The sequence below is a fragment of the Methylophilus sp. genome (assembly GCF_052437885.1).
Lineage (GTDB): Bacteria > Pseudomonadota > Gammaproteobacteria > Burkholderiales > Methylophilaceae > Methylophilus.
The window spans coordinates 15,454-40,433 of record NZ_JBQVPB010000007.1 but is presented as its reverse complement, the minus strand read 5'-3'; the positions used below and the strand labels follow the sequence as shown (position 1 = coordinate 40,433).

Genomic DNA, 24,980 nt, shown 5'->3' with positions numbered 1-24,980 from the left:
AGGAATCTCACTCTGCATTATCGCTCACACCCCACAGTCCCCCGAAACCCTCTGCTTGAATGGAGGGCAATATCTTATGGTGGGATAGACATTCGTAAACTGGCTCTACAGTGATTACGGCCATGTAACCTGATTCAACTGCCTCACCATTTTTCACCAGAGACCGAGTAACTACCCCCAATAAGCAATCCCAGCTTATTATGCAAGGGCCACCACTGAAGCCTCCTCGCGCAGTTGAGGAAATGACGAAATGTGGATGACGGCCCTGATACATGTCGATAACGGCATTTACTTCCGCTCGGGTTGCAATGAGCTTAGGCTTGTCAGAAAGAGGAATGGGTGGATAGCCAAGCACTATAACTTCTTCCAACATAAATGCCTCGTCGTCTATCCAGTCATCTAAATGTCCCCCTAAAGGTATGATCGAGCAATTAATGCCCTCAATGACTAATGCAGCGATGTCGATGTCGGAATCTGGGTGAAATAATGGACCTTTAACCACACTCCCGTGAGATGGTAAAACAGTTGTGAACATAGTCTCATAACCATTTATAGAAACATTCCCCTCATCGTCAGGAACATTCCGAGGGACAGTAGATGCCACTTCAATGATCTTCTTCTCGTCCACTACATGGCGTGCAGTTACAAAAACTCCTTCACCAACATGAAATGCTGATCCAATTGACTGATTACCATGTTTATCTTCAACGGAAATGTATATAACTGCAGAAGAATATTTTTCATACAGCTGACGTGGAGTAAGTGGTGTCCTCGGCTCAAGCATATTTAAATTAGTATCTATTGAATGCATTTGTCAATTAACACTTAATATTCATCTTTTGAAGGGTAATCATCAATGAGAATAGAAAACATACCTTTTTGCATTACTGCTTGACGATATATTATGTCTTTCCCGTATAGCTTTTTCAGGAACTTTCTATCTTTTTCAGGCATTCTTAAGCCAAAAATAATTGACGTAATTTTTCCCGGATAATCTGTCAGCATGTTATTACCCTCACCAATTAATCGCCACTCGTTTTCATAAGCCCAATGTTCAGATTTAGTCAGTAGTACAGAGCCAACACAAGTCTCTTCCAATGACTTTCCATTTCCCTGATCAATATTATTAAATTCGAATAAGTCAGACATAGTGATTTCCGGATACTTGTTAGAGTATTTAACTGGATACGTGTATTTACCATCCCCTAGCATGTTCTTATCAGATCTCTCAAACTCTATACAAAAGCCTCTATGCTCATCTGCATAATGCGCCCACAACAATGGGTTATCTGGGTGCTCACTCAAACAAAGTATTCCCAAACTTTCAATTTTATTTTTAAATTGGCCCCACAACGAATCAAATACTTCTTCAGCACCCCACTTCCTAAATAAATCGCGGTGGGCATCATTGCTTAAAATTGTATTCAAAACTTTTTCAATTGTTTCTTGAGATAATGAATCCACTGCATCGACATTATCTGATAGCAGCTTTGCATAATCAGCCACATTTGCTTCTACATTAGCAAAATGATCTGCTAATCTTTTTTCGAAAACTAAACCAAGTGTTAATGGACGTAGATTGCAATCGAAAGGATCATTAAATGCATTTGGTTTAGAAATCCAAATTGCCTCGTCTGAAATTGCAGATACCAAACGAGAATCTCGAACGGACTTACTTCCACGCCTTGTCCTGAGTGAACGATATTTATATAAATTTTTGACTGTTGGATAACGCATATTTCTAAGTTTTAATACTCAAAACAAATGACACTTTGGACGTCATTGCCATTGAAAGAGGAGGCTAAGGTGTTTAGGCAATATCATTATTAATAGGTTAACAATACTGAAAACATATCATCAATTTCAATATTTTCATTTCTAATTATTTTAGTTGGTATTTTTGTCGACGTATCAACCTCTTCTTCCTCTCGGGCTCTATCGTAAGCATCCTCTAGTAAATCATTAATACTTTTTAATTCGTTACCAAAATCGCGTCCTAGCATTGACTGACAGCTATCTAATGCAGTCAATTCGTCCTCCAAGTCCGTCACATGCAGATGCTCTCGATCCGTATCGTTAACTAATCTAACTGCATCCTTTACCATTATTACCAGATCTTCATTTGAAAACTCTATTTGCTCATCGTGCTCAGTAAGGAAATAAACTACATTCTCTAATTCATGGACCCATTGAACTTGGTTAGCATAATTCCACATTGCCCCCATAAATGAATCTACACAGGCTTCTATTTGAAGATTATTTAGAGTTTTACTTTTAAGAAGTGTGGATACCACTTCAGAAGCTGAATAAAATGAGCTCTTATTAATTAGGTCTGTCCATTTTTCAGTATCGAACACCCATGATTCTATTAACTCAAAATTCCTTTTATGCTCTTCTAATTGGTCACCAACTTTAATTACGAAGTTATATCTATCTGGCAAATACTTTAATAAGTTTTTAGAGAACCTTGCAGGACCTAAGTTATAAACAACATGTTCATCAGGATTATGTATAAGCTTCAATGCATAGTCATAACAGGCTTGAAGCAATTCATTTGATTTTGACACATCACTTATGAAATTAAGATTTTGGCAAATAAATTCAACCTGTTGGAATCTGACACATGACCTTAATGCATTAACAAAGTTATCCGCGTTTTCAATAACTCTACGATTTATATAATCCCGTATAGAAGGATTCTGGAATGAGACTTCTATTTCGAACTCTTCAGGATTACCAATAAACGGAAATCTATCAGTAACAATAAAGTTACCATCTAGCTCTTTAATTGATTCTTCGAATTTATCAGCATCAGTCTCACCAGCTACCCCAGGAACAATAGTAGCAAATGCCTCTTTAATAGCAGACAAACTCGCATAATCACCAAATGACCAAAGTATATATAAAAGAACCTTTGAATTCGGTTGAATATCATTTCGGAATGCATGATCCCAAATTTGACTAGGATCGTTTATTTCCATAGTTATTTTTTCAAGAAATTGCGCATCGTCTAAGTCCTTGAACTTTTCGTTTTGGCAAATATTTTCTATGGTCCGAGGATTGTAATTTTCGTGTTGGATTATCTTTGTATAAATCTTACTATTTACTATAGCTTTCAATCTTGACTTTGGAAGATCAGAAAAATAGAGATGGTTGAATAAAATCCTAGCTTTATTTATTAAGGTGTAATGTCCAAGTGATAATGTAAATTGCTCAAGTAACGGGCCCGCTTTTTCAAAAACAGCGTGCTGCCTCTTTGCGTCTGATAATATATATTCTCTAGTAGTTAATAAAAATCTTAAGTTTTCGCTATTTCTTACTGTTTTAAGAAGTTGTATGAAACGATGTTCTTCATTTTTCTCAAATTTCCTATGCTTAAAACTAATCTGCCCCAAAAAGTCATCATATAAAATTACCAATTTTTTATTATTATTTATAGCTTCAGTTGCCACAGACCAAACTTCCTCAACATCCCCAGATACTACAACTGCTTCATATCCTAAAGTTACATATTGAGAAAGTAATATTCTCGCCATAGTTGTCTTACCAATTCCAGGCTGCCCCACAATAACGCAATGCTTTTGAGTTTCGAGTATTTCATCAGCAATAGAGAAACCATCATGAATTACAAAGCGACATAATTCATTTTCAATTTCTTTTAAAGTGGCTTTAGTTCTGTTCCAAATATTTGCATTGAGAATTAGTTCAAGAACAGCGGTGCTACTTAACCAAAGTTTGAAATGTGCTCGTACAACTTCTGGATGAAATGATATTAGTGAATTAACTTCACTTGTACCCAGAATGTCACTAGGACTTTTGCACCATGGTTTAAGCAACTCATAGAGCTCGTCTTTTTGACCTACACCAAAAGATACGGATGTGACTAATACATATCTTGAGGGATTGAGTTTTTTGATTTTGGGTATTTCACTACTCGAGATAGTATTTTTTAATTGTGTAAAAGCTGTTGGTTGATACCTCTTGCATTGAATAATAACCAACTGATTATTTTTAGGATTATAAAAACGTGCATCTATGCCTTGATCACGACCAGGCTTAAAAACCTCAAAAGGCACGCCCCATTCCTTTGATAATAGATCTCTGCTCAACCTCTCAAAATCCTCTGGTGATAAGGATTGGAAATCGTATGTATTACTCATAAACTTTAGCCACCTGTAGTTCCAAACTGGAGGATTTGATTACACACTGCTTCAAGCGCAGGGGAATGTCCTCCAGACTCCCATGCCAATGCCAATTTGGCACTGATAAATAGTGTGTTTTTCTTTAAACCACCTTCATGTCCATAGAGATGGTGAGCTTTATTACTGATTTCACTAAATCTTTCCATACCTAATGTTGACAACAAATCTGCATCAACAATTGAGCTTAGATCAGTTGGCCAGATAACAGAGTTAGCAGTTATTGTTGTGAACTCTGGAAATACACTTACCTCATCCTGCTCCAAAAGCTTTAATAATGCTCGATTATCTCTTTCATGTAGTTCTCTTTCTTTATTTTTTGAATCTCCATCAGCATCGAAAATGGTAAAGGTAGGTATACATAAACCTTGAGCAATTATTAACGCTCTAATAATTTCACTTTTTTTGTTTGCTGGAACAATATGGCAACCAGTTCTTCGATAATCTTCAATCTTGTCCGTGAGTGCTAACCACGTATGTAAATAGGCGGAATCTTCTTGCCCCTCAACAAGAACTAACCTTTGAGTGAAGAACATATCACTTAAAGTAGATTGTAATGATTGATGCAACTTAGCCATACCACCTGTTGGCTTATGTAATGGCTCACCAACTACCGTAGCAAATCGTTCTGATATCTGTTGATGTGTAAGAAATTTAACAGTGGAGTATTTGTGCTCGTCATTTTGTCGAACCATACGAATAGTCTCAAAATGATCGCCAGTTACGAAACATGGACTATGAGTGGTAATAATTACTTGCGTATTATTTTGACCAAGCTTGTAAAGTACAGAAGCCAAATGTTTAGCTTGAGGAGGATGCTGATATAACTCAGGCTCTTCACAACCTAGAATTAATCGTGGGGCATTTTCTACTTCGATACTTGCTAGCTCCTGCAATAAGGCAAGTAAGTAAGACCTCTGGAATCCATGCCCAAAACGGGCCAAATCACCTTCAAAACCACTCTCTCCAGCAATGATTTTAGCTAAAGGATCTTCAACTCTTATAGATCTTGATGGGTCCTGATGCCAAGCTAATCTTAAACTTGCATTTGGATGTGCCCATTGCGTAAGTCTATTTTTAAGTGATGTGGAAATCTCATCCAACGCTGGCTGATTAGACAAAAGTATTCCTTCATACTTTTGTCTTACTTCTTTTAACAACTCTTCAATTACACCGTCAAAATTTACTTTAGACCTTACCGTTCTAGCGAGCAATTTACCTAGTGCAGAAGTTTTATTCTCCAACTGCTCATCTGAAGCATCTTTCACTGCCGGCACATACACCCATTGAAGATACTTTTGGAGTCGATTTACACCTCGACTAACTCCATAAAATTGGTCTTCGCTTGGAATTAAAGCACATTCATCAGGCCTTTCAGCCTCATATAGTCTTAGGGCTTCTGCCATGCCATCTTTGGTGCTCGCTTTGCTAATTGCAGGATATTGCTCACATAACTGAGCAAATATTTCCTTAAGCACACCTACCTTTTCGCCATCACCGTAAGCTTTGAAAAATGGACTAAAAGCGCCCATCGCAAGGCGTTGACCATATTGTTTTACCTCTGCCTTATTAGCAGTATCATCAAATTTAGCAATTGCCGAAATGATTAATTTTTCATGTCGATAATATTCTTTGAAGTCCACCTTAGCTTCATCCTGAAGACCGACAAAAGTAACGGTAATTTCAATAGGTTGAGATGTATCCTGGTGATGAAAATCTTCAGATGTTAAGTAAACAAGATCAGTCGCAGAATTATTCGTTTCTCGAAAAAATATATTAAGGGCACATAACAACGTAGATTTACCTGCACCGTTTGGCCCGAGCAGACAGGTGTATGAATCAAGTGGAACTATTGCTTCTTTTATAGACCTGAGATTCTTGATTTCTACAGACTGTATCAGCATATTTTTCTCTTTCTTATGAGTACACTTTCGGAGCGTATCAACTCAATCTATCAGCGTAATCTTTGACCGTTTGGCAACACCAGCGATGCTTTCATAAATGTAATAAGACCCAACAACGTCACAAACTTTTATTTCCAAACTATTCATATTCCAGAAGTATTCAACATCATTGACTTCAACTGGGCGAATCTCAGGAATCGGCACGAATATTCTGCCTCCATCAACCGCTACGAATGTCAGCTCTTTAATAGTATTGTTGTTGATAGATAAATATACAGGGTAAGAAGCACTATTATTGTCTGGATGCACTTTCGTCCAGCGCTCTTGGAAGTCTTGCGTCCGGGCTCCACGCGAGATTTGAAAGGTGTTGTCATCTTTAGCAACCCAAACCGCAACATCGTTGATCATTTCCATTGACCATTCACTTGAAATCAATTTATCTTCAAAATCGCTAAGCGTATTTTTAGATCTTAGTTTCTCAGCCAACCGATCTAGCTCTAGTTTTTGCTCCTGCCCTGCTTTCACATAATAACGATGCGTAATAAGCCAAGATAAGAGGCCGCCTAAGGCAGCCCCTGCTAAAAACATAAAAAACTCGTGCATACTAACTTCCCTTTGTTCTTATTTTACTCATTCATACAAACATTAAGCCAATCATATACTTAAAAAACCTACTCATACTGAATCCATAGTTTTATCCACAGATAATGTGGAAATAATAATGGCATCTCCGAAGAGATGTCTTACAGATAAGGTATGCACAGAAATTGCAGAAGAGAAGTCAAATGATTCGAGAACCTGACAAACTTAAAACACCCCTGACAGCCTTAATTCCTGATGCACGTATTTCAGACCCAACATTGTTTGATTTAACAACCGGGGAATATCGTGGAATTACGTTGGAAGAGCAACACCAATTGATCACGTGTTTTGTTTTAAATGATCAAGTACCAGATGAAATTAAAATTCATTTTGAAACGGCTAAAAACTGTTATCTGTATTCTTGGTTTGTTTATAGGTTTTACCAGGTTGCGGAACAACATGCGTGCGCAACACTGGAGTTTGCATTAAGAGAACGATTTCCGGAATTTGTGAAAGAAAGGACCAGGAAGAAAAAAGATGGCGATGAAATTCCACCAGGATTCGGCAGTTTGCTGGAGCATGCAAAACTTAAAAACGTATTAAGAAATGATCTTTTCCCAAGCCGTTTTAAATGGGCCAAGAGAAAAGCAAAAGAAAGATATTCAAAAGAGCTTTTAGATCAAGCGATGGCGTTAGGTATTGATGAGTATGAGTTTGATGATTCACATATTCAGCCAACGGAAGAGGACTTGGCAACCGATTGGGTTTCCAATTACGTCAAATATCTTCCGAAGTTGAGAAATCTTCTAGCACATGGGTCAGGACACCTACGTGATGATGTAAGGCATACTTTTGATATCGTGTGTTCTATGATAAATATGCTGTATCCAGAGCATTTTGACAGGCAATAGATTAGCCACTAATTGGCTATTGCGACTCGTTCAGCTATCCTAAGAATCATGCACCGAGGACCATTTACAATTGAATTAAAGTCGGAGGAGATCGAACTCATTGATTCGATCCAATTCAACCCGCATGCATTGAAGGGCAAGGTTCAAACCGATGCAAATGGGGAATTAGTATCTCAGTTATTGAACAGCTTCATAGATAGAGATGCCATTCCATTAGAACGAATAAAGTACTTTACCGAACCAGAATATAATCTGAGTGAACCGAGAAAATCACGTAGAGATGCATTTATGCAAAAGAGTGGCAATTTTGAAACTATGATTCGTCATCTCGATTTTTTAAAGTATCTACATTACTTCATTCATGGTGCAAATCTGCCGCCAAAAATTCTTACCAGTTTCAGCGATGCAGTTAAAGAGTGCGGCCAAATAACTTCAGGCGATATTGCTCCTTTATCTTCTAGCGCGAGGCAACTTGTTCGAAGCTATAACTTAGAACCTAGATTATGTGCAGATGAGTTCTATAAACTTTGCCTCGATCTCAATCTCCATCATATGGATGCTGCAAGCATCAGGACATCAATTAAGCAAATTCGCAAAAAATCATAACTCAAATCTCAATTGGATTTAGATAGAAAGATTGCAGCAAGTGAGTAACGAAAAGTTTGAAATTTGGGCACCATATCAAGCGTTCTACATCCACGCTATGCTTTTCAATACAACCTCAGCATTGCAGTCATGCTATGAGGCTGAGTTAATTATTCAGAAAATATCCCAAGAAGAAATTGAGCTTCAAGAGATGAAGGATGAATTACTTGATCACTTGCAAAACGTTATTAATCATTCAGCAGCAATCTCTAGATATTTCTTCCCGGCTAGAGATGGAGTTAAAGGCAATGATGCTCAAAGGACAATCCACAAAGATCGTGGTCAATTTTTAACTAGAGTTTTTGCAGTGAAAAAAGACAGTCCACTTCTCAATAGAGGATTAAGAAATTCTATTGAGCATTTTGATGAGCGCTTGGATTTGTATTTTCAGAAAGTGATAGTAGGCTACATATTCCCAAGTCTCATACTTCATGAACCTGAAGATGAGGGGGTACCTAACCACATCTTCAGAGCGTACTATTTGAATGAAGGAATATATCAAGTATTAGGTGAGCGATTCGAATTACAGCCTATCGTTGAAGAGGTAGCTAGAATTCACGATCTTTTGATTGAATTTGATAGTCAGGGTCGCTTAAGCAATGGTAAGTAGAATGTGTTTTGATTGAGACACCAAGCTAGAACCTTTTTATAACATGAATAAAATCACTCTGATGATAATAAATTATTAGCGATAATTTATTATCACATTTCGATACTGCATTTGATTTTATTAGTAGGCTTTCTAATACTAATGGAGATTGGTTATGAGTAAAGCAATGCAACTTTCTAAGAAACTGGAACAACTCGGCCCTGCTGAGGGAGTCGATGAAATAGAAAGATCGACTAGCGAAGCTGTTTATTTCGATGTAATTGATGATGCTATGTGCGTCATGCACGATGACGGATCAGTTAATATCATCGAAAACATGGGCCATGGCGTTATCACAACAGAGGTTATTTCAGCTGCAAATATCCTGAAAGTTTTGAAGCACTATCGACCATTTAAAGAAGTGTTCAAAAAAAATGACCACTGATTCAAATATAGAAAAGGAAAAGCTGATTCGCTTCGTCCAGGATCTTAAGTCATTTGAGTTTTATACAAAACTAGATGGGAACTACAATCACATTGGTGCGACTATCGCAGACGCAGTTCTGCAAGCTAATAATAAATACTCCACAAATGTAAAACCTAGAATTTTACGAATTCTAGCTGTTTATCCAGAAATCCAAACCACGAAGGCGCTTAAACTACTTTTGAATTCCATTACCGTGACGGATTTATTGAACTGGCGTGGTGAAGATCGCGCTATGAGATTTCAATCTGTACTCGATCTATTTGAGGCGGAGTCAATTGAAAGTGAAGTAGACCTGCAAGCATGGTTATTGGTTGAGGATAATCTCTCAAAACTGAGGAAAATTCACGGTATAGGACCGAAGACAGTGGACTATTTTAAGATTCTGGTTGGCATTAAGACTAATGCAATAGACCGACATTTATTGAATTTTCTGGCTCTAGCAAATATCAAAGTTAAAAATTATCTACATGCACAAAATGTAATTAATGAGACCGCTGATTACCTCGAAGTTGACCGGGCTTTATTTGACCATAGTATATGGCAATATATGAGTAAGAATTCGGCTATGTTGGAATTAAGGAATTGCTTTATTTCTAGGACAAATCTAAGGTAATGCAGACGGGTGGCGAATTTATTCGGAAACCTAAAATAAGGAATTTTGAGATACTTTAATTTCGGGTGCAGAGTAGTCAAGATAGCCATCTCTAACCTATCACTCAAGCAGGACACGCTAAAGCGTGCCCCTTAATTCAAACGTTAGAGATAAATAGAGAATTTTGTGACAGATTTTATCAAGATTAAAAAATGGCCAGCTGAGCATGCCAAAGATTCATACGACGATGGATATTACATAGAGGCTATTCAAACTTTGCATGGCTGGATAGAGGTTAAACTTAGAGAGCTTCTCTTGCTACAACGAATAGAGTCAAAAGCTGAAACCCAAGATTTAAATTTCGGCAAAGCTTGGGATATGACCAACGAACTCTCACTTAATCAAATAGCAAAGTCTTTATTTATTTCGGGGGCTTTACCTGAAGGCACGTTAAATGAAATTCTTAGCTTCAACCGAGTAAGAAATAATATAACTCATAAATTATTTCACGACCCATATGAAAAAGAATACCTAGGTATCCCAAAAGCAGAATACGACAAAGCATTTCATGATGGTGTAAATCTTGGTTACAATATCGAAAATATGTCTGAAGATAAAATCTCTAACTCATCATTCAAGCGGGACGCCTAACGGCTCCCCTTAATTCAAACTTTAGACCTCGCCGTGCCAGTGCTTTTCAAGTACATGCCGTCCAAATACTTAGACGCATTCGTAGGTCACGGCGAGATCCTCTTCCGCTCTCTTTCCTACTTTCGCAACTACGAAGAGATCAAGGTTCGGGGCGATAGACATGAAGGACGACGTTTGTACCAGCCACCGCAAGGCCTGGAGATCACCAAAGTAGATACAGGCGAAAAGTCTCTTCTCCCTTGGGCATTTGAGTCTAGCGTCAAAGATCGAGAGATCTTTGTCTTCTGCCTAAGTACAGAGTTCTCGCAGAGCTTAGCCAAGGAATTCGGGGCTGACGCCTGCGTCACGATCCATGATCCCGTCGCACTCATTGCCCGCATACGAGCTGCCCTAAAGCTTCGCAGATGGGTAAAGCATGGTCGCCTGCTCCATCAGCCGGTGGACTACTACTCTCCAAGTGAAGCCCCGTTTGCGGAGTGGGCCGTGCCAGAGCGAATGGTCATGCGGAAGACAACCGAGTACAGCTATCAAAACGAGTACCGTCTCGCCTTTGCCCGTGGAGATGCACTACAAGTAAACAACGTCGATACGTTGATAACGGCAACTCCCGGATCTTCCGAGCCAACGCTATCTGGGCATCCTGAACACAAGCTCCGAGTCGGCAACCTAGCGAGAATATGCACAGTTCAAACATTCGCGTAGCGAGGCCTAACCCTTCCATCGAGAGGGAAGCCCAAAGGCTAGCGCCTTTGGCCGCCCCTCATGTCAAACGTTAGGAGCTCGGGGTTGTCATGACAAGCCACAGATCGACTCGCGATTCGGCACCGCAAATTCAGGCTGGCGATGAAATGGACGAGCTACTGAAGGCAAGGATGTCACTTGGTCACACTATGAACGACACGCATCCGCTTTCAGGCCACGACTACGAATTGATCGGAAAGTTTATTCAGACCTATTGCGTCGCTGATCTCGAGGCCCGGCGCGTGATCAATTGTCTTACTCAAATCAGGCTTGGAGAACCAACTACATTTGCACTGAAACTCAACGACAAGGACGCGCTAGCTCATCTTATTGCTTGCGCTGATACCTGTGTCTGGAATATTGATCTCGCAGAGGGAATTCGTAAAGCCGCTCAAACCTTCGTGCAGCATCGTCACTTGCGCCACATGTTCGCGCACTGGGCAGGTCGCAGAGTACCTGACCATAACTCTTTTATCTTCTTTACGGCTAGTTTGGGAAAGCAAAAATTGCCCCAGGGAGCGGTCATGTTTGAAGAAAACGATAAAGCGAACATGCAATATGGGGTCATGCCAATTTCAAATCTTCTCGAAGAGCAGAAGAAACTTGAGGGACATGCACAGTACCTAGCGAATATAGGTGCCGAGCTAGAGAAAAGAGCCATACAGATTGCGAAGGATTTCGCGCAGGATGTCGCTGATGGCAAGCTTACACTCAAGCCTTACATAATAGCTGGCGGTGGCCCCTAGCATCTCAGTCAACCGGGTCGTCTACAAGCTGGCTTCGCCACTTGCAGCTGCCCGTTACTTGTCTGAATCAGGGTGAGGATTTGCACTCAAATCACATTGAGCAAGCATTTAACTTAGTGTTGACACATTTTGAGTTTACGCGTCGCGCTTACTAACTCCAATTCACTTGTTTATTCCATCGGTCCTCAATTTCATCTTCAAAGCATCGGCTAAAGCAACAGGGTCATTTTCCTCAATTGTTAATCTCAAATATTCCATGACATCCGCAGCATTCTTAATATTCTCGGCTGCATCAAACTCTTTGAGCTTTGATACACTGATGTTCGAGTTTTGATCACTGGTCACTAAAGGCTGACAGTCAAGTATGAGCTCAGGCCAAATGCCATTATGCGATTTAACAAATGAATCAACTAGCATGAGACCTTTAGGCGAAAACAGCGCATAGAACTCATCCCAGTTTAGTACTCCAAGCTGGTTTGCAACGTATTTTTCACCTTGTTCGTGCTTATGAAAGTCCTCCAAAATACTTTCTAAAGCTTCTTGTGGTGTTTGACCAACATTGATTTGAATTGAGAATTCCATTTTCACCTCACTAACTCATAGTAATTCTTTTCCAACTGGATGCCCAAAAGAGATGCGTTCATGTTTGTTTTCTTCATTTACATCTGAAATTAAATCACGCAATGTGTATTCATTTCCAACTGAAGTTGCATTCACGACTTCTTCACTAAACAAACCCGATAGCACCCTCAATGTAATACCGTTAGGAAGCCACCGAGCAACATTAGCCCAATGCTCGGAAGTAGATATTTCATCCTCTTTGGGATATGCAATTTCAAGAGTCTTCATGAACTGCACAAGTGCATTATGTATTAATGCCTCTATTGAAGGAGCTCCGACAATTGTCATCATGGCAGTGGCTGTTTCCAGGCTAACTGAATATTCAGTGTCTTCTTCAAATACAACAGTGATTTGGTTATCGTTATCTTCCATTACTTAACTCCTGACAATGCAAATGTTTTCCTTAAATGGAAAGCGACTCCGTATGACATCAGTTTCCACAGCTAGGTTACGTAGTAGCAAATGAATAAGAGACTCTAATGAGTCGGATCCCATTTGTTCTACCAGTTTTATTGCAGTATCAAGGCTAACAAAACACAATGAATCTGATTGAAATCTGATCAGCACCTCGTGCTGATTAGAATCCACAAATTACACTTCCGGTAAGTGGTTGTTTGAAATCAGTTGAAATGTAAGATCGTTTCAAACTTCAGTTTTACATCCTGCTTACTCAAGCCATTAACATCTTGGTCAATGAATTTTCCATCTTCTATTTCAAACCTATAAATTCGACTCTCATGGTCATCAATTTTGTAGGTTGCTTGAGCAACTGATTTCAATCTCAGTAAAGACCAATTATCAGTCTTGGTCATATATCCAGGACTAACGATGTATGTCTTATCGATTTTGTTTGTAATGGCAAACTCAGATAGCTTATCTACATCTCCAATCAAATAGGTCGATGTGCAGACAGCTTCTTCACTGTCCTCTTCGAATTGCGGAACTTCACACATAAACCACGGCAAAAAGGCCGGCAGCTCAAGTCCTGAAAAATTGAACTCACCATCGAAGAATGAAGGAATGTAGTCATTTTTGTGAGCAATAAACATATTAGCTTCCCATACATTTTAAATGAACACTATAGTGTTCATTAAGTATAAAGAATTATTATATCTATTACTTACTTTTCACATCACACTTCAATTAAATGTTGGTTAATTGTGTGTATTAAATATTTTTCTTACAACTATAAAATGAACACTATAGGTTGTAGTCCTATAGTGTTCAGAAAATCATTATTCATATTCCTCAAAATTTGGAATATGTCATGGATCTCAAAAAAGCTTTGGGAAATGTATTTATGAAAGTGAGAAAGGGACGTGGATTTTCTCAGGAAGATTTTGGGCTTATATCAAGTCGGACTTATGTAAGTAAATTGGAGCGAGGTATCGCAAGCCCAACGCTGATAAAATTAGATCAATTAGCCAGAGTTATGGATGTACATCCAGCTTCCATAGTGGTGCAGTCTTATCTCGCTTATGATAAAGACACATCTGCTTTAGAGTTGATGAGCAGAATAATGGAAGATTTAAAAAAATTAGAGCCCTAATTTATATTTAATATTGGTTAATCTAAATTATTAGCTTTATACATCATTGGGAGATTTTGATGAAGTGGATATCTGCAACAGATTTACAAGATTGGGGACTTAGGACTGATGCTAGAGCATTGCTTGTAAATATGATTGCTGACCTCATCAATGCATCCCACACCGAGATAACTTATTTTAGATTTCCAGGTGGCGATAAAGCTCAAGTAAGAGGTTTTGATGGAGATCTGGAAACAGATCATGCGTCAACCTTTATACCTCAAGGAAAATCAAAATGGGAATTTGGTGTTAGCAAGGGCTCAAGTAAGCCCCTAGCTGACTTCACAAAAAGAGATGAACAAACTATTGACGGAGTTAAGCAGGAAAATACTCTCGTATTAATAAACCTAAATACATGGGATCACCCAACCAAAAAAATTTCCGAATTTGTAAACGAACTTAAGGAAAAAAGTAAATGGAAGGATATTTTTTTCATTGACGGGGTTCAACTAGAAGCTTGGTTACAAATTCACCCAGCCGTAGCATCAAAATACGCAAAAAACTATCTAAAAATTGTACCTCAACTTGGTGCAATGAGCACTGAACAATACTGGGAGTCTTTTAGCTCTAGATTTTCTCCTACATTAACTGAACAAGTTTCCATCTGTGAGCAAGAACATTTAACAGGCCTATTAAAAGACCATCTATCTGCTCCTCCCGGCATGCTTATGATTGGTGCAGAAACCCCTGAAGACTTGATAGCACTCTCTGTTGGAACTATTCGTACGCTTCCAGAGCAGGACAGAGTTTTTGCTGAATCGCGAACCTTAATAGTAGAAACAAGGGAAGCGGCAAGACAACTTGCAAACATCCCCGACTTAGTTTTAATTCTCAAGGGTGAGGCTGTTCTAGAGGCAGGAGTTTTATCAAAAAACGCAAGAGTGATTTTGCCTGCTATCGGATCTCAAGGTCGCAGCATCAATCTAAAATTAGTCCGACCATCTTCGCATAACTTTGGGAAGGCAATCGAAACTATGGGAATTGGGGAAGAGCAAGCTTATCTTCTTGCTAAGAAATGTGGAAGAAGTCTGACCATACTACAAAGACTTAAACCAAATGGCGTAATGGAAGAGCCAAAATGGAAAAGCAACTCTCAAGTATTGGTTCCGGCAGTTCTAGCGGGTGCATGGAGTACGACCTCAGAGCTTGATAAAGAAATTTTAAAGGATCTATCTCAGAAATCAACTTACGATGAGTATGAGTCTAATTTAAGGCCATTACTTTTATTAGAGGATCCGCCTATAGACAGAGTAAAAGATACTTGGGCAACTCGTTCGCAAGCAGATGCTTTTTACTTTATTCACCAGCTGATGGGTAATAAAGAGCAAGAGCTTTTTAAGCAGTCTGTCCTAAAAGTGTTAGGTGCAGAAGCTGCAGAACTTGATCCTGAAGCTCCATTTAGCAGTGCACCAGACCCGGCAAAATCATACAGCACTTGGTTAAAAAATGGCCTAGCAAACATGCTTCTCCAAATTGTATCAATTTCTGAAGATGGAGGATTTTCAGTAATTGGTGCATCAAATCAAGCATTTGTAGATTCAATAATCCAAGCTCTTCCAGGTTGGGGACGGCGCCATGAAACTATTGTCGCGATTTCAGAGCAATTGGCAACAATCGCTGAGGCATCTCCAAATTCTTTTCTTGATGCCCTCGAGTCGCTGCTCGAGGGCGAATCTAAAGAAGTTTCGGCTTTGTTCAACGACTCTGACAAGAGTATTTTTGCAAAAACTAGCCCCCACACCTATTTGCTTTGGGCATTGGAATTACTTGCTTGGGATCCGAAACATCTTACAAAAGTGTGCGAGCTGTTGATGAGGCTTGCTTCAATAGACCCGGGAGGTTCTACATCAAACAGACCAATTAATTCATTGAAAGAGATTTTGCTCCCTTGGTCGCCAAACACATATGCAGAGTGCGCCCATAGATTGGATTGCTTAGATCAATTAATTAAAATTAATGCGGAATTAGGCTGGGAATTATTGATTAAGTTAATACCTTCAAATCATGACACCTCCTTTCCAACACAAAAACCTAGATTGCGAGACGTTACTCCAAGAAAACCGGAAGTATTAACTAACGCCATTGTTTGGAAAGCACAAGGACATATAGTTAATCGTGCTATTGAACTTGCAGCTACTAGTGAATCAAGACTTACATCTTTGATTGGTTATATATCAAATTTTGGGCCAGACGAGCGAAATAAGGCACTATCTACAATTAACACTTTTTTGGAACAAAACACATCAACCCGAGAGAGTTCCGTTTGGTCAAAGCTTAGAGATGAAGTCAAAAGACAAGAGTTCTTCCGCACAGCTGACTGGGCCTTGGAAGACTCTGAATTGCAGAAATTCAAAACGGTGGTTGAGATTCATCAACCTAAAGATCCTTTAATCAAATACACGTGGCTATTCGATGACTGGATGCCTCATGTAGGGAAATTCGAAGATCAATTAGAGGAGAAGACCGAGAGCAGTCGTATTGAAGCGGTATTAACTATATTTGAGCACAGTGGTGTAAGGGGAATATATGACCTCATATCTAGAACCAAAATCAAACATTTAGTAATCGAAACTTTAGCAAAATGCGATTTTTCTATTGAGATCTATACTCAATTGGCCCCATATTTATTAAATGATGAAGAGCCAAGTTTGGAGGCAATTTCAACGTTATCCGCAGTTGCATCAGTTAAGTTTGGAGAAGCATGGACTCGGTACGTGTCACTCATACTTCAATTACCTAGCATGATTCAATCAATAAGAACGTCATTAGTTATTAACTGGGCACAAAATCAAAAAACATGGGACTTCATTGAATCATTGGGCCCGGAAGACGAAATGGCTTATTGGACATCTCTTAACCACTTACCAGTAACAGGCAGTAAGGAAGATTTAGATACTGCTATTCAAAAATTTCTTAATTACGGGAAAGCTTACCAAGTCATATACAGCCTGTATAACCGAACACCTGAAGTCGAAACTCAAAAAATATTACAGATATTAGGTACAGCAATTTCTGAGATCAATTCAAACCCAAAGCTACTGAATCATATGTTCAGTTATTATTTGGAGAAGATTCTTAGTAACTTGAGATTACGTCCTGAACTCAAACTTGAGGATTTAGCAAAGATTGAATTTGCTTACATTAACGCTCTAGATCATGATATTAAGGATTTATCTATACATAGATATATCGCCGAAAATCCCAACTTTTATATGGAGTTAATTAGCAATGTCTTTGTTGCAGATGGGGAAGAACCTCCTGAAAGCACTCCAGCAACTAAATCTCAAGCAACAGCTAGTTTTAATGTTCTAAACACATTAAAAACTCTTCCGGGTCAGTCTGGTGATCATGTTAACTTTGAGCACCTTGAAAATTGGATTACTGAGGTTAGGTCAATTGCTTTACTAAAAAAGAGAGTAGATATAACTGATCAATATATTGGTCACATTCTTGCACACTCACCAATTGATGATTCTGATCAATTATGGCCTCACAAATCAGTCAGAATAGTGATAGAGAACTTGAGAAATGAATGGATAGAAAATGGGATTGCAATAGAAAGATTCAATATGAGAGGAGTGTTTAGCAGAGGGCACTATGAAGGGGGTATCCAGGAGCTGAATATTGCTGATAGATATCGTAACTGGTCGGATTCGATGGTGGGTTTTTCAAGAACAAAAGGTTTATTAAATCGTCTTTATGATGAATGGGTTGGTCACGCAGGAGATGCAGATATCCGTGCTGAAAAAAATAAATTAAAGAGTTAAATATATACTTCAACAAAAGTCAGAAAGGCGGAACAATCTTGAATGATTTTATAGTTATTGATGCCGGTGAAGAACTGGCCATAGACCTTCAAAAGGACTTTGAGCATGGAATTATCATTGTTGGCCCAATTGACCTTGGAAGTTTGAAACTTGAAGAGGGTGAAGAACTGCGCCAAGCTTTTGAAGCTCAAGTTGATAGAATTGGTAAGCTTAAGATTGAAATTTTTTCAAATGAGCATCCCCCACCTCATTTTAGGGTGATTTATGATGGTGAAACTGCCAACTATACAATTAAAGACTGTATTAAATTAAATGGTGGCTTAGATCCTTTCCGTAACAACATAAAAAAATGGCATGGCCGAAATAAGCAAAAATTAATTGATAAATGGAACGATATGAGACCATCAAACTGCCCTGTTGGTAGATACGTCGAATCCAATTAAAACGTCGAAATGGTTTGTCTTTTATTTGCTGATATTTTCGCTTTTAGTTCAGTTATGGACAACTTAGCATGTAAAAAGTGGTAAAAAGCAAAATGCCGGAGTTCGACAGAAAAGTGCTGGAGGTGCTGCGCGAGCCGCTGGAAAGCGGCACCATTACGATCTCCCGTGCCGCCAGGCAAGCGACCTTTCCCGCACAGTTTCAGCTGCTGGCAGCAATGAACCCTTGCCCATGCGGCTATTACGGTCACTATAACCAGCGCTGCCGATGTACGCCGGAGCAGATCGCACGCTACAAGAACAAACTTTCCGGCCCCTTGCTGGACCGCATCGATATGAATATAGAAGTGCCGGCGCTCAAACCGGAAGAGCTGAGCCATAGCCAGGCTGGCGAAGCCAGTGCCATTATCCGCGAGCGTGTCGTTCTGGCCAGGCAACGGCAGATGCAGCGCCAGAACAAGCCAAATGCCGCCCTGGGGCCGCTGGAAATAGACAGACATTGCCAGCTGGATGACAAAAGCCATGCACTGCTGCAAACGGCCATGAGAAAATTCTCGCTCTCGGCACGCAGCTATCACCGCATCCTCAAACTGGCGCGCACGATCGCTGACCTGGCGGCCAGCCCATCCATCAGTGATGCACATATCGCTGAAGCGTTACAATACCGTCGTTATGAATATTGAGGATATGAATTATGCATTTATATGATGTGAGTATCGCGCCGCTGGTGCGCAACCTGCAAAACCTGAAACACATACTGCAACAAGGCGAACTGTATGCAGAGCAGAAGAAAGTAGCACCAGAGGTGCTGCTCAATAGCCGGCTGTCTGTCGATATGTATCCACTGACCAACCAGGTGCAGCTGGTCAGCGATATGAGCAAGGGCGCTGGCGCCAGGCTGGCCGGGCTAGAGATCCCGCAGTATGCTGATGATGAAACCAGTTTTGAGATGCTGTATGCCCGGATAGACAAGACCCTGGATTTTTTATCGCAGATCCAGCCGGCACAATTGGCAGGTGCTGAAAGCAAACAAGTCGTACTCACCATACGCAAAGCCGAACTTAGCTTCACCGGGCTTGATTACCTGGAAAAATGGGTGATGCCGAATGTCTATTTTCACAGCACCACCGCCTATAACATCTTGCGCCACCTGGGCGTGCCTTTAGGCAAAACCGATTACCTGGGACAAAAACGCTAAGCGTTTATTTGCGCACGCGCCAGTAGCCACCAGCGGCTTCATCTTGCAGCATCGCCTGCCTGCGCAGGGTTTCATAGGCTTCATCGGGTGAAATATTTTGCGCCCGGGCGATCTCACCCGCGCGCGCATTCGCCTTGGCTACCCAGGCCGGGTCTTGCTGATAGCCACGGTCTTGCATGCACCTGTCCAGTACCCGCGATTGTCTGGCCATTTTCTCCAGCTTCTGAAAAGCCAGCGCCTCCGGCAAACCGGCTGCGGCTTTGCCGGCGATCAGGTCACACTGGTTCAGCGTCTGCGCCAGCGCGCTGAGCGGCTGGTCGTCAGTGTCTTCAGTCAGGTTTTGCCAGTAGAGCACCCCTGCACCAATGATGGTTAACCCGGCCACGATACCAACAAGCTGAATAGTTTTCATATTAGAAATGCTTTCATAGTGAGGCCTTTATGGTGAGCGCGTGACAGGCTGCCCATTCTGCGCGTATTTTTGTGTTTGCACCAATTTTCTGGTTGCACCAATTTTTGCGTTTGGCCCATTTTTGCATTTACCCCAGCAGGCCAGACTGTGACACATGCCTTGCACATTTGCTTCATTAAATCTTCATACATGCGCTGTAAGCTATTGATTAACAGGATGAATAGCAGATGTAAATAAGCGTGAATTATGCGGCTTTGCCATCAAGAGTTTATCCGAGATGACGTTACTAGACTTATACAGATGCGCAATAAAGGAAACAATCATGAATCACTGGATGGAAGAACCCCTGACCTACACTGCTAGCATGCCGGAACTGATGACAGCGCAGGACATCATGTACCTGGCGGAAGACATCGTGGCTGACAACAATATACTGGCGATCTACAAACCTGCAGAACTCTCGCTAGAAGTAGTTTAAGCTGCATTGGTTTTACCAGGCACAGATCGCATTTAGTGCCCTCTTGAACTGATCGCTGTATCTATCAGCGATCCCGCCCAGTCGCTGGCAACAAGTGACTACAAAGTGACTATCAAACACCGCCTTTTGTAGGCCATATACGCATAGACAGTCGTCTGATGTTTCCCTAGAATAAACCTTTCCTCAACTATCACGACAGGAGGCAGTTATGTTTCCAGGAGCTATCGGTATTTATGCGCTGATTGGTATTGTTGTAGTGATTTGTGTGATTCTGTATGTGTTCGCCAAAAATGTGAAGTAACACCGCACTGTAAAAAGCCCCTGGATGAACTGCCCGCCAGCAGACCGTGTGTCTGACCAGCTACAGGCAATTCATCAGGGGCTTTTTATCGTCTAGGGGATGAGCTCACGCCAGCTTTGTTTGGTGCCGTAGCTGAGATTAGATCTTTGTTTGAATATCACGCTGACGTTACCAGGGTCAGTCCTGCCCAGCATCTGGCCACCCAGCTTGGTCTCGCCCGGTGTTGGCGAATCGCTCAGAGTCGCCATCACATGCGGCACACCCTTGCTATCATAAACAATATTAAAACCTACCGCAGGCGCTGTCAGCCGCTCGGAAACGATACCGCTAGGCAGCACCGAGCCGCCGGTCTTGTAGTTGAAATAATTGAACCAGCCATAACCGGCACCGCTACAGGCTTCACTGGTAGGCACCAGTGAAGGCATCAGCAGTATGCCATTGATCAATAGCGGATCCAGGTTCACGCGCTCACCGGAGGGGAAATCCAGCAACCAGCCAAAGCCGGTATCAAAGTTCACCCTGTTGGCAGACAGCACTTTACGGTCACTGGTCAGCGCTTGTGCCACTAACTGGCTGCGCCCTATGGCGGTGGATTGCCCGGCGTCCTTGAAGCCATAGACGGAATTCTGCGGCGTATTGGTCAAGTCGGCAGGTTCGAGAAACTTGCCGGTGCCGACCAAGACCACTATGTTTTTATCGACTTTGCCCAACTCGAAGTTGGTAGTGATCTTTTGCGGATTACCGCCGCCGTCACGCAAGGTGGCGATCTTGTTGACCGCATTGGTATTGATGTCGAACCGCCAGATATTGCCATTGAGATCACCGCCATAGATTTTTACAGCAGTATTGTTCTCAAACATGCGCTCCACAAAAGAGGCGATCTTGGACAGACCGCTAGGGTTGGACGCACTGCCCTCCCCGGTGGCCAGCGTTTTCACCAGCGAGCCGGTATAGGCATCCAAGACGTACAGGTAACCGCCGCCATCGCCCATAGGACTATTATTGACGAAAGTACCGTCATTGAGTTTGCGCGCATACGTGCCATTGTTGTAGCCGGAAGTCACCAGCACTACCCAGCGCCCATCCTGCATCTTGGTGACCACAGGGTTACCAAAGCTAAAGCCCAGGTTGCTGTTTAAACCGTTCTGGGTGTGCATCTCCCAGAGCAAAGTCGGTGAGCTAGGGTTAGTCACATCCAGCGCGAAATAGCCACGCCCGCCACCATTGAGACCTGAAACCAGAATGGTGCGCCAGACTGCGCCACTGCCGCTGCAGCCGGAGATACACACATCTCTCACCACCGGGCTGCCATTCACATAGTTGGTATGGTAATTCGCGCCATATTCCTTATCGGCCAGGTTGGCCAGGTTGGCGATGGCCGGCGTAGGGATAAATGCCCACAGCTCATCGCCGGTATTGGCATTGAAAGCATGCAACATGCCGTCATTCGCGCCTACGAATACCGCAGGCAAGCGCGTCTCCATAGCGTTTTTATAGGCTTTGTGGTTTGCATCCAGATAGGTGGCGTTGAGCACCCTGGAATATACCGGTGCGGATTGGGAAATATCACCCAGGGTGGCTTGCCGCTCGCGGAACAACCGATTGGCCGCCACCGTGTTACCACTATTATCCTCATAGGTCTTATTGCCGCGCAGGTAATCTACCAGTTTGTTCACTTTGGCAGCATCGGCGATCTTGGGGTCAGAGGCAGGCAAGCCTTGCATCTGGCTGAGTGCCAGATAACCATTGTTGAGTGCGGTTCTTTGCGAAGCGGGCAAGTTATCGGCAGTAAAACTCACCAGCGCATTATTCGAGTTGAAGTAGATTTTGCGGCTGTTGCTGGCAACCTGTGATTGCAGGCGGCCGTTACAACTGCCGGAGATCTCCACATAGCAGGATGAGGTTTCGCTGGTGCCCAGCACCGCGCCCAAAATGCCACCGGCGCTGTCGCATTTGGACTGGTCAGAATTGGTGGCTTTGCAATAAATGGCGGTACTGCCATTGCCGGTGATCCTGGCTTCAACGCTAGGGGCTGCGCAAGCGGTTGAGGCTACACTTTCCACACACCAGCCAGCGGTTTCAGAGGTGACCAGTGAGTTGATGTTCACCGTGCGCGACTCCAGGTTACCTGTCCACTTCACCGTCTGGTAGCTCGCTACATACTGAAAATTATCGCCGTCGGTAGGGGCCAGGCTACTAGCCGCGGCAGCGGCACTGGCGCCTTGCACCGATTTGATTTCCGACAAGCCTTTGGCTAGCGATTCACGCAACAGTTTGGGGTTGCTTGCACTGTAATAGGTACCATTGGCGTTGACCGCCGCATGCCAGAGATCATCGATACGCGTGCCATCTTCGTTGGCGGTGGGGTCAGGCCAGTTTTTGGCGCCCGAGGTGATATCTTTAAAATCACCCATGGCCTGATTCTTGTAATCGTCGGTGTAGACCAATGTACCGTCTATGCCCAGACCCAGCGTCATGGTCACCATATTCTGCTTGGGGTAATCATCGTTGGTACCGCACACTGAAGAACCCAGCGCACCGTTGCAATTCGACAGGCTGCTGTCGCGGATATCGGTGTCGTAAAAATACTTGGTCACGTCGGCCAGGGTATTCGACTTGCCGCTGCTGTCCAGTTGCGGCCTGGGCGTACTGCCGCCATCGAGGTTGCCTATGGTGGTCGAGCCATTGATACGCACCGGGTTGGAGCCATCGTTCCAGTAACCATCGGTGGTCAGCAAAGTAAAGTTGGACTGACACGCATATTGCACCGGGTCATCGTTACCCAGGGTCTTTTTGCCGGCGAAATGCCTGCCTACGCTGGATAATGCCGTGCGTAACGGCGTGCCGCCGTTAGCGACCACCGCAAACAGCTTGTCATACCATGCTTGCTTCTGCGTGCTGTTGAAAGGCGCGATCGCCAGATAGTTGGAGCCGGGGCTGTTAATGGTCACCAGGCCGACCCGATAACGCGCGTCCAGTGACTTGAATGCCTGGCTGGCCGCCGTTTTCATCGATTGCATGCGTGTGCGGTAATACGCCCACCAGTTGGCGTAATTGATCATCTCTTCGTTATAGGTGCAGGTGGTGCCGGCGCAATCGGCCCTGTCGCTGCCCTTGACGGCTTTACCCGGGGCAGAATAGCTCGCACCATTGCTGATGCCCACATAGACCATGCTGCCAGGGATATCATTGGTCTGATCTATGGTTAATTGCGCGCTGAACGTGCCTCCGGTCATGGTGACCTGGATAGGCGAAGCGGGATTCACCGGGTCACCGGCCGGGGTGTCTATGGTCAATACATTGCTGCTGCGCGAGACCACATTGCCACTCACATTACAATTGCCGGTGTAACTGCTCTGGCATATCCTGCTCATCACATCTGAGGCAAGCGTGTTGTTACTGCCGTTGCTGGAGACGGTTTGCGACAGTATCTCCACATTATTGATCTTGATGCTTTGCACGGTAGCGGTAGACGCTGTCCTGGTCAGGGTCAGCGTGTAAGTCGCAAGCGGCCGGCGCAATGAGGTGTAGGTATTACTGTCATTCACTGTAGCACTGGCATTGCGTATCTTCTGGCAGCGCTGTGAACCGGACAATGTGCGCCTGGCGGCGGCAGTACTGCTGTTACACCAGCGGATATCGGCCGGGTAGGTATAAACCCCGGTAGGCACTTTGGAGATCACGCAGCTGGTGAGGTTGGGGGTTGAGCAATATTCGCCGGGAACAAAGGCATAATAAAAAGCATTATTGCGCAGATCCGAAGTACCGTTCTTGGTTCTGCCCAGCTCATCCACCTCATTGGCGACCGCACTGAAATTGGTCTGATTATTCATGCTCACGCCCTGGTAGGTCAGCGGCGGGCTATAAATCACTTCCGGGTCATAGTACTGGGTATTGTAATCAGCGTTATCCCTGAGCCAGTCGGAAGATGAGTTGGCCCAGTCCGGTGAATAATCCCAGCCCATACTGCCGGAGTTATCCAGCACGAACATCAGGTTAGGTTTGACATCCGAACTGCCGGAAGTCTGCAACGGCATGGTCGCCAGATCGAGGAACTCAGCTCTGGCGACGCCTGACAACAGCAGACACACCCATATCAGCCTTTGTATCCAAAATTTGCTATTCATC

At 42.6% G+C, this 24,980-nt stretch carries 23 protein-coding genes; 13 read left to right on the top strand and 10 right to left on the bottom strand.

Translation table 11 applies throughout. The annotated features are described in order from the left end of the window. Positions 1-7: 7 nt before the first annotated feature. The 5 genes from ACT6RZ_RS08935 to ACT6RZ_RS08915 all read right to left on the bottom strand — a co-directional run bounded on the left by ACT6RZ_RS08935 (position 8) and on the right by ACT6RZ_RS08915 (position 6,706). The gene (locus ACT6RZ_RS08935; RefSeq protein WP_444701776.1) at positions 8-811 is read right to left on the bottom strand and encodes a S1 family peptidase; all 804 of its coding nucleotides are present in this window, start codon (positions 809-811) and stop codon (positions 8-10) included. Positions 812-825: 14 nt separating this feature from the next. Continuing rightward, positions 826-1,737, bottom strand: a complete 912-nt coding sequence (locus ACT6RZ_RS08930) for a DUF2971 domain-containing protein (protein ID WP_444701775.1) — start codon at positions 1,735-1,737, stop codon at positions 826-828. An 89-nt stretch (positions 1,738-1,826) separates the two neighbouring features. Beyond that, positions 1,827-4,160 (bottom strand): nSTAND3 domain-containing NTPase, encoded by a 2,334-nt coding sequence (locus ACT6RZ_RS08925; protein WP_444701774.1) that lies wholly within the window; start codon positions 4,158-4,160, stop codon positions 1,827-1,829. A gap of 5 nt (positions 4,161-4,165) precedes the next feature. After that, entirely contained in the window at positions 4,166-6,103 is a 1,938-nt protein-coding gene (locus tag ACT6RZ_RS08920) for an ATP-dependent nuclease (protein WP_444701773.1), read from the bottom strand. Between the two features lie 42 nt (positions 6,104-6,145). Further along, positions 6,146-6,706 carry a hypothetical protein gene (locus ACT6RZ_RS08915; RefSeq protein ID WP_444701772.1) on the bottom strand — a complete coding sequence of 187 codons (561 nt, stop codon included), beginning with the start codon at positions 6,704-6,706 and terminating at the stop codon, positions 6,146-6,148. 182 nt (positions 6,707-6,888) lie between these two features. Between ACT6RZ_RS08915 and ACT6RZ_RS08910 the strand changes: the two genes are divergently transcribed. The 7 genes from ACT6RZ_RS08910 (at position 6,889) to ACT6RZ_RS08880 (ending at position 12,047) form a co-directional block, all read left to right on the top strand. After that, a complete protein-coding gene (locus ACT6RZ_RS08910) occupies positions 6,889-7,596 on the top strand; it encodes a hypothetical protein (RefSeq protein ID WP_444701771.1) in 708 nt (235 codons plus the stop codon). 12 nt (positions 7,597-7,608) lie between these two features. Continuing rightward, the gene (locus tag ACT6RZ_RS08905; RefSeq protein WP_444701770.1) at positions 7,609-8,202 is read left to right on the top strand and encodes a hypothetical protein; all 594 of its coding nucleotides are present in this window, start codon (positions 7,609-7,611) and stop codon (positions 8,200-8,202) included. Positions 8,203-8,242: 40 nt separating this feature from the next. Further along, on the top strand, positions 8,243-8,851 hold the full coding sequence (locus ACT6RZ_RS08900; protein ID WP_444701769.1) for a hypothetical protein: 609 nt from the start codon (positions 8,243-8,245) through the stop codon (positions 8,849-8,851). A 154-nt stretch (positions 8,852-9,005) separates the two neighbouring features. Further along, the gene (locus ACT6RZ_RS08895) at positions 9,006-9,275 is read left to right on the top strand and encodes a hypothetical protein (protein WP_444701768.1); all 270 of its coding nucleotides are present in this window, start codon (positions 9,006-9,008) and stop codon (positions 9,273-9,275) included. Then, positions 9,265-9,930, top strand: coding sequence for a hypothetical protein (locus ACT6RZ_RS08890; RefSeq protein WP_444701767.1), 666 nt, complete (start codon positions 9,265-9,267; stop codon positions 9,928-9,930). The genes ACT6RZ_RS08895 and ACT6RZ_RS08890 overlap by 11 nt, the downstream gene beginning before the upstream one ends. Before the next feature lie 165 nt (positions 9,931-10,095). Then, on the top strand, positions 10,096-10,560 hold the full coding sequence (locus ACT6RZ_RS08885) for a hypothetical protein (RefSeq protein WP_444701766.1): 465 nt from the start codon (positions 10,096-10,098) through the stop codon (positions 10,558-10,560). A gap of 791 nt (positions 10,561-11,351) precedes the next feature. After that, positions 11,352-12,047, top strand: a complete 696-nt coding sequence (locus tag ACT6RZ_RS08880; protein ID WP_444701765.1) for a hypothetical protein — start codon at positions 11,352-11,354, stop codon at positions 12,045-12,047. A gap of 162 nt (positions 12,048-12,209) precedes the next feature. Here ACT6RZ_RS08880 and ACT6RZ_RS08875 read toward each other — a convergent pair whose 3' ends face one another. From ACT6RZ_RS08875 to ACT6RZ_RS08865, 3 genes are all read right to left on the bottom strand, one after another. Next, the gene (locus tag ACT6RZ_RS08875) at positions 12,210-12,629 is read right to left on the bottom strand and encodes a hypothetical protein (RefSeq protein ID WP_444701764.1); all 420 of its coding nucleotides are present in this window, start codon (positions 12,627-12,629) and stop codon (positions 12,210-12,212) included. A 15-nt stretch (positions 12,630-12,644) separates the two neighbouring features. Beyond that, entirely contained in the window at positions 12,645-13,040 is a 396-nt protein-coding gene (locus tag ACT6RZ_RS08870; protein WP_444701763.1) for an AbrB/MazE/SpoVT family DNA-binding domain-containing protein, read from the bottom strand. A 248-nt stretch (positions 13,041-13,288) separates the two neighbouring features. Continuing rightward, positions 13,289-13,717 (bottom strand): hypothetical protein, encoded by a 429-nt coding sequence (locus ACT6RZ_RS08865; RefSeq protein WP_444701762.1) that lies wholly within the window; start codon positions 13,715-13,717, stop codon positions 13,289-13,291. Positions 13,718-13,935: 218 nt separating this feature from the next. On the opposite strand from ACT6RZ_RS08865, the gene ACT6RZ_RS08860 reads away from it, so the two are divergent. The 5 genes from ACT6RZ_RS08860 (at position 13,936) to ACT6RZ_RS08840 (ending at position 19,661) form a co-directional block, all read left to right on the top strand. Next, on the top strand, positions 13,936-14,217 hold the full coding sequence (locus ACT6RZ_RS08860; RefSeq protein ID WP_444701761.1) for a helix-turn-helix domain-containing protein: 282 nt from the start codon (positions 13,936-13,938) through the stop codon (positions 14,215-14,217). Between the two features lie 59 nt (positions 14,218-14,276). Then, positions 14,277-18,023 carry a hypothetical protein gene (locus ACT6RZ_RS08855; protein ID WP_444701760.1) on the top strand — a complete coding sequence of 1,249 codons (3,747 nt, stop codon included), beginning with the start codon at positions 14,277-14,279 and terminating at the stop codon, positions 18,021-18,023. Between the two features lie 38 nt (positions 18,024-18,061). Continuing rightward, positions 18,062-18,466, top strand: a complete 405-nt coding sequence (locus ACT6RZ_RS08850) for a DUF4160 domain-containing protein (protein ID WP_444701759.1) — start codon at positions 18,062-18,064, stop codon at positions 18,464-18,466. A 77-nt stretch (positions 18,467-18,543) separates the two neighbouring features. Beyond that, a complete protein-coding gene (locus ACT6RZ_RS08845) occupies positions 18,544-19,146 on the top strand; it encodes an ATP-binding protein (RefSeq protein WP_444701758.1) in 603 nt (200 codons plus the stop codon). A gap of 11 nt (positions 19,147-19,157) precedes the next feature. Beyond that, a complete protein-coding gene (locus tag ACT6RZ_RS08840; protein ID WP_444701757.1) occupies positions 19,158-19,661 on the top strand; it encodes a DUF1993 domain-containing protein in 504 nt (167 codons plus the stop codon). A 4-nt stretch (positions 19,662-19,665) separates the two neighbouring features. Here the strand turns inward: ACT6RZ_RS08840 and ACT6RZ_RS08835 are convergent, their stop codons facing one another. Continuing rightward, positions 19,666-20,073: a hypothetical protein gene (locus ACT6RZ_RS08835; protein ID WP_444701756.1), complete on the bottom strand. Its 408-nt coding sequence runs from the start codon at positions 20,071-20,073 to the stop codon at positions 19,666-19,668. Between the two features lie 322 nt (positions 20,074-20,395). Between ACT6RZ_RS08835 and ACT6RZ_RS08830 the strand changes: the two genes are divergently transcribed. After that, on the top strand, positions 20,396-20,551 hold the full coding sequence (locus ACT6RZ_RS08830; RefSeq protein WP_444701755.1) for a hypothetical protein: 156 nt from the start codon (positions 20,396-20,398) through the stop codon (positions 20,549-20,551). 393 nt (positions 20,552-20,944) lie between these two features. On the opposite strand, the gene ACT6RZ_RS08825 is transcribed toward ACT6RZ_RS08830, so the two are convergent. Continuing rightward, complete coding sequence (locus ACT6RZ_RS08825) at positions 20,945-24,979, bottom strand: pilus assembly protein (protein WP_444701754.1); 4,035 nt, start codon at positions 24,977-24,979, stop codon at positions 20,945-20,947. Between the last annotated feature and the right edge of the window lies 1 nt (position 24,980).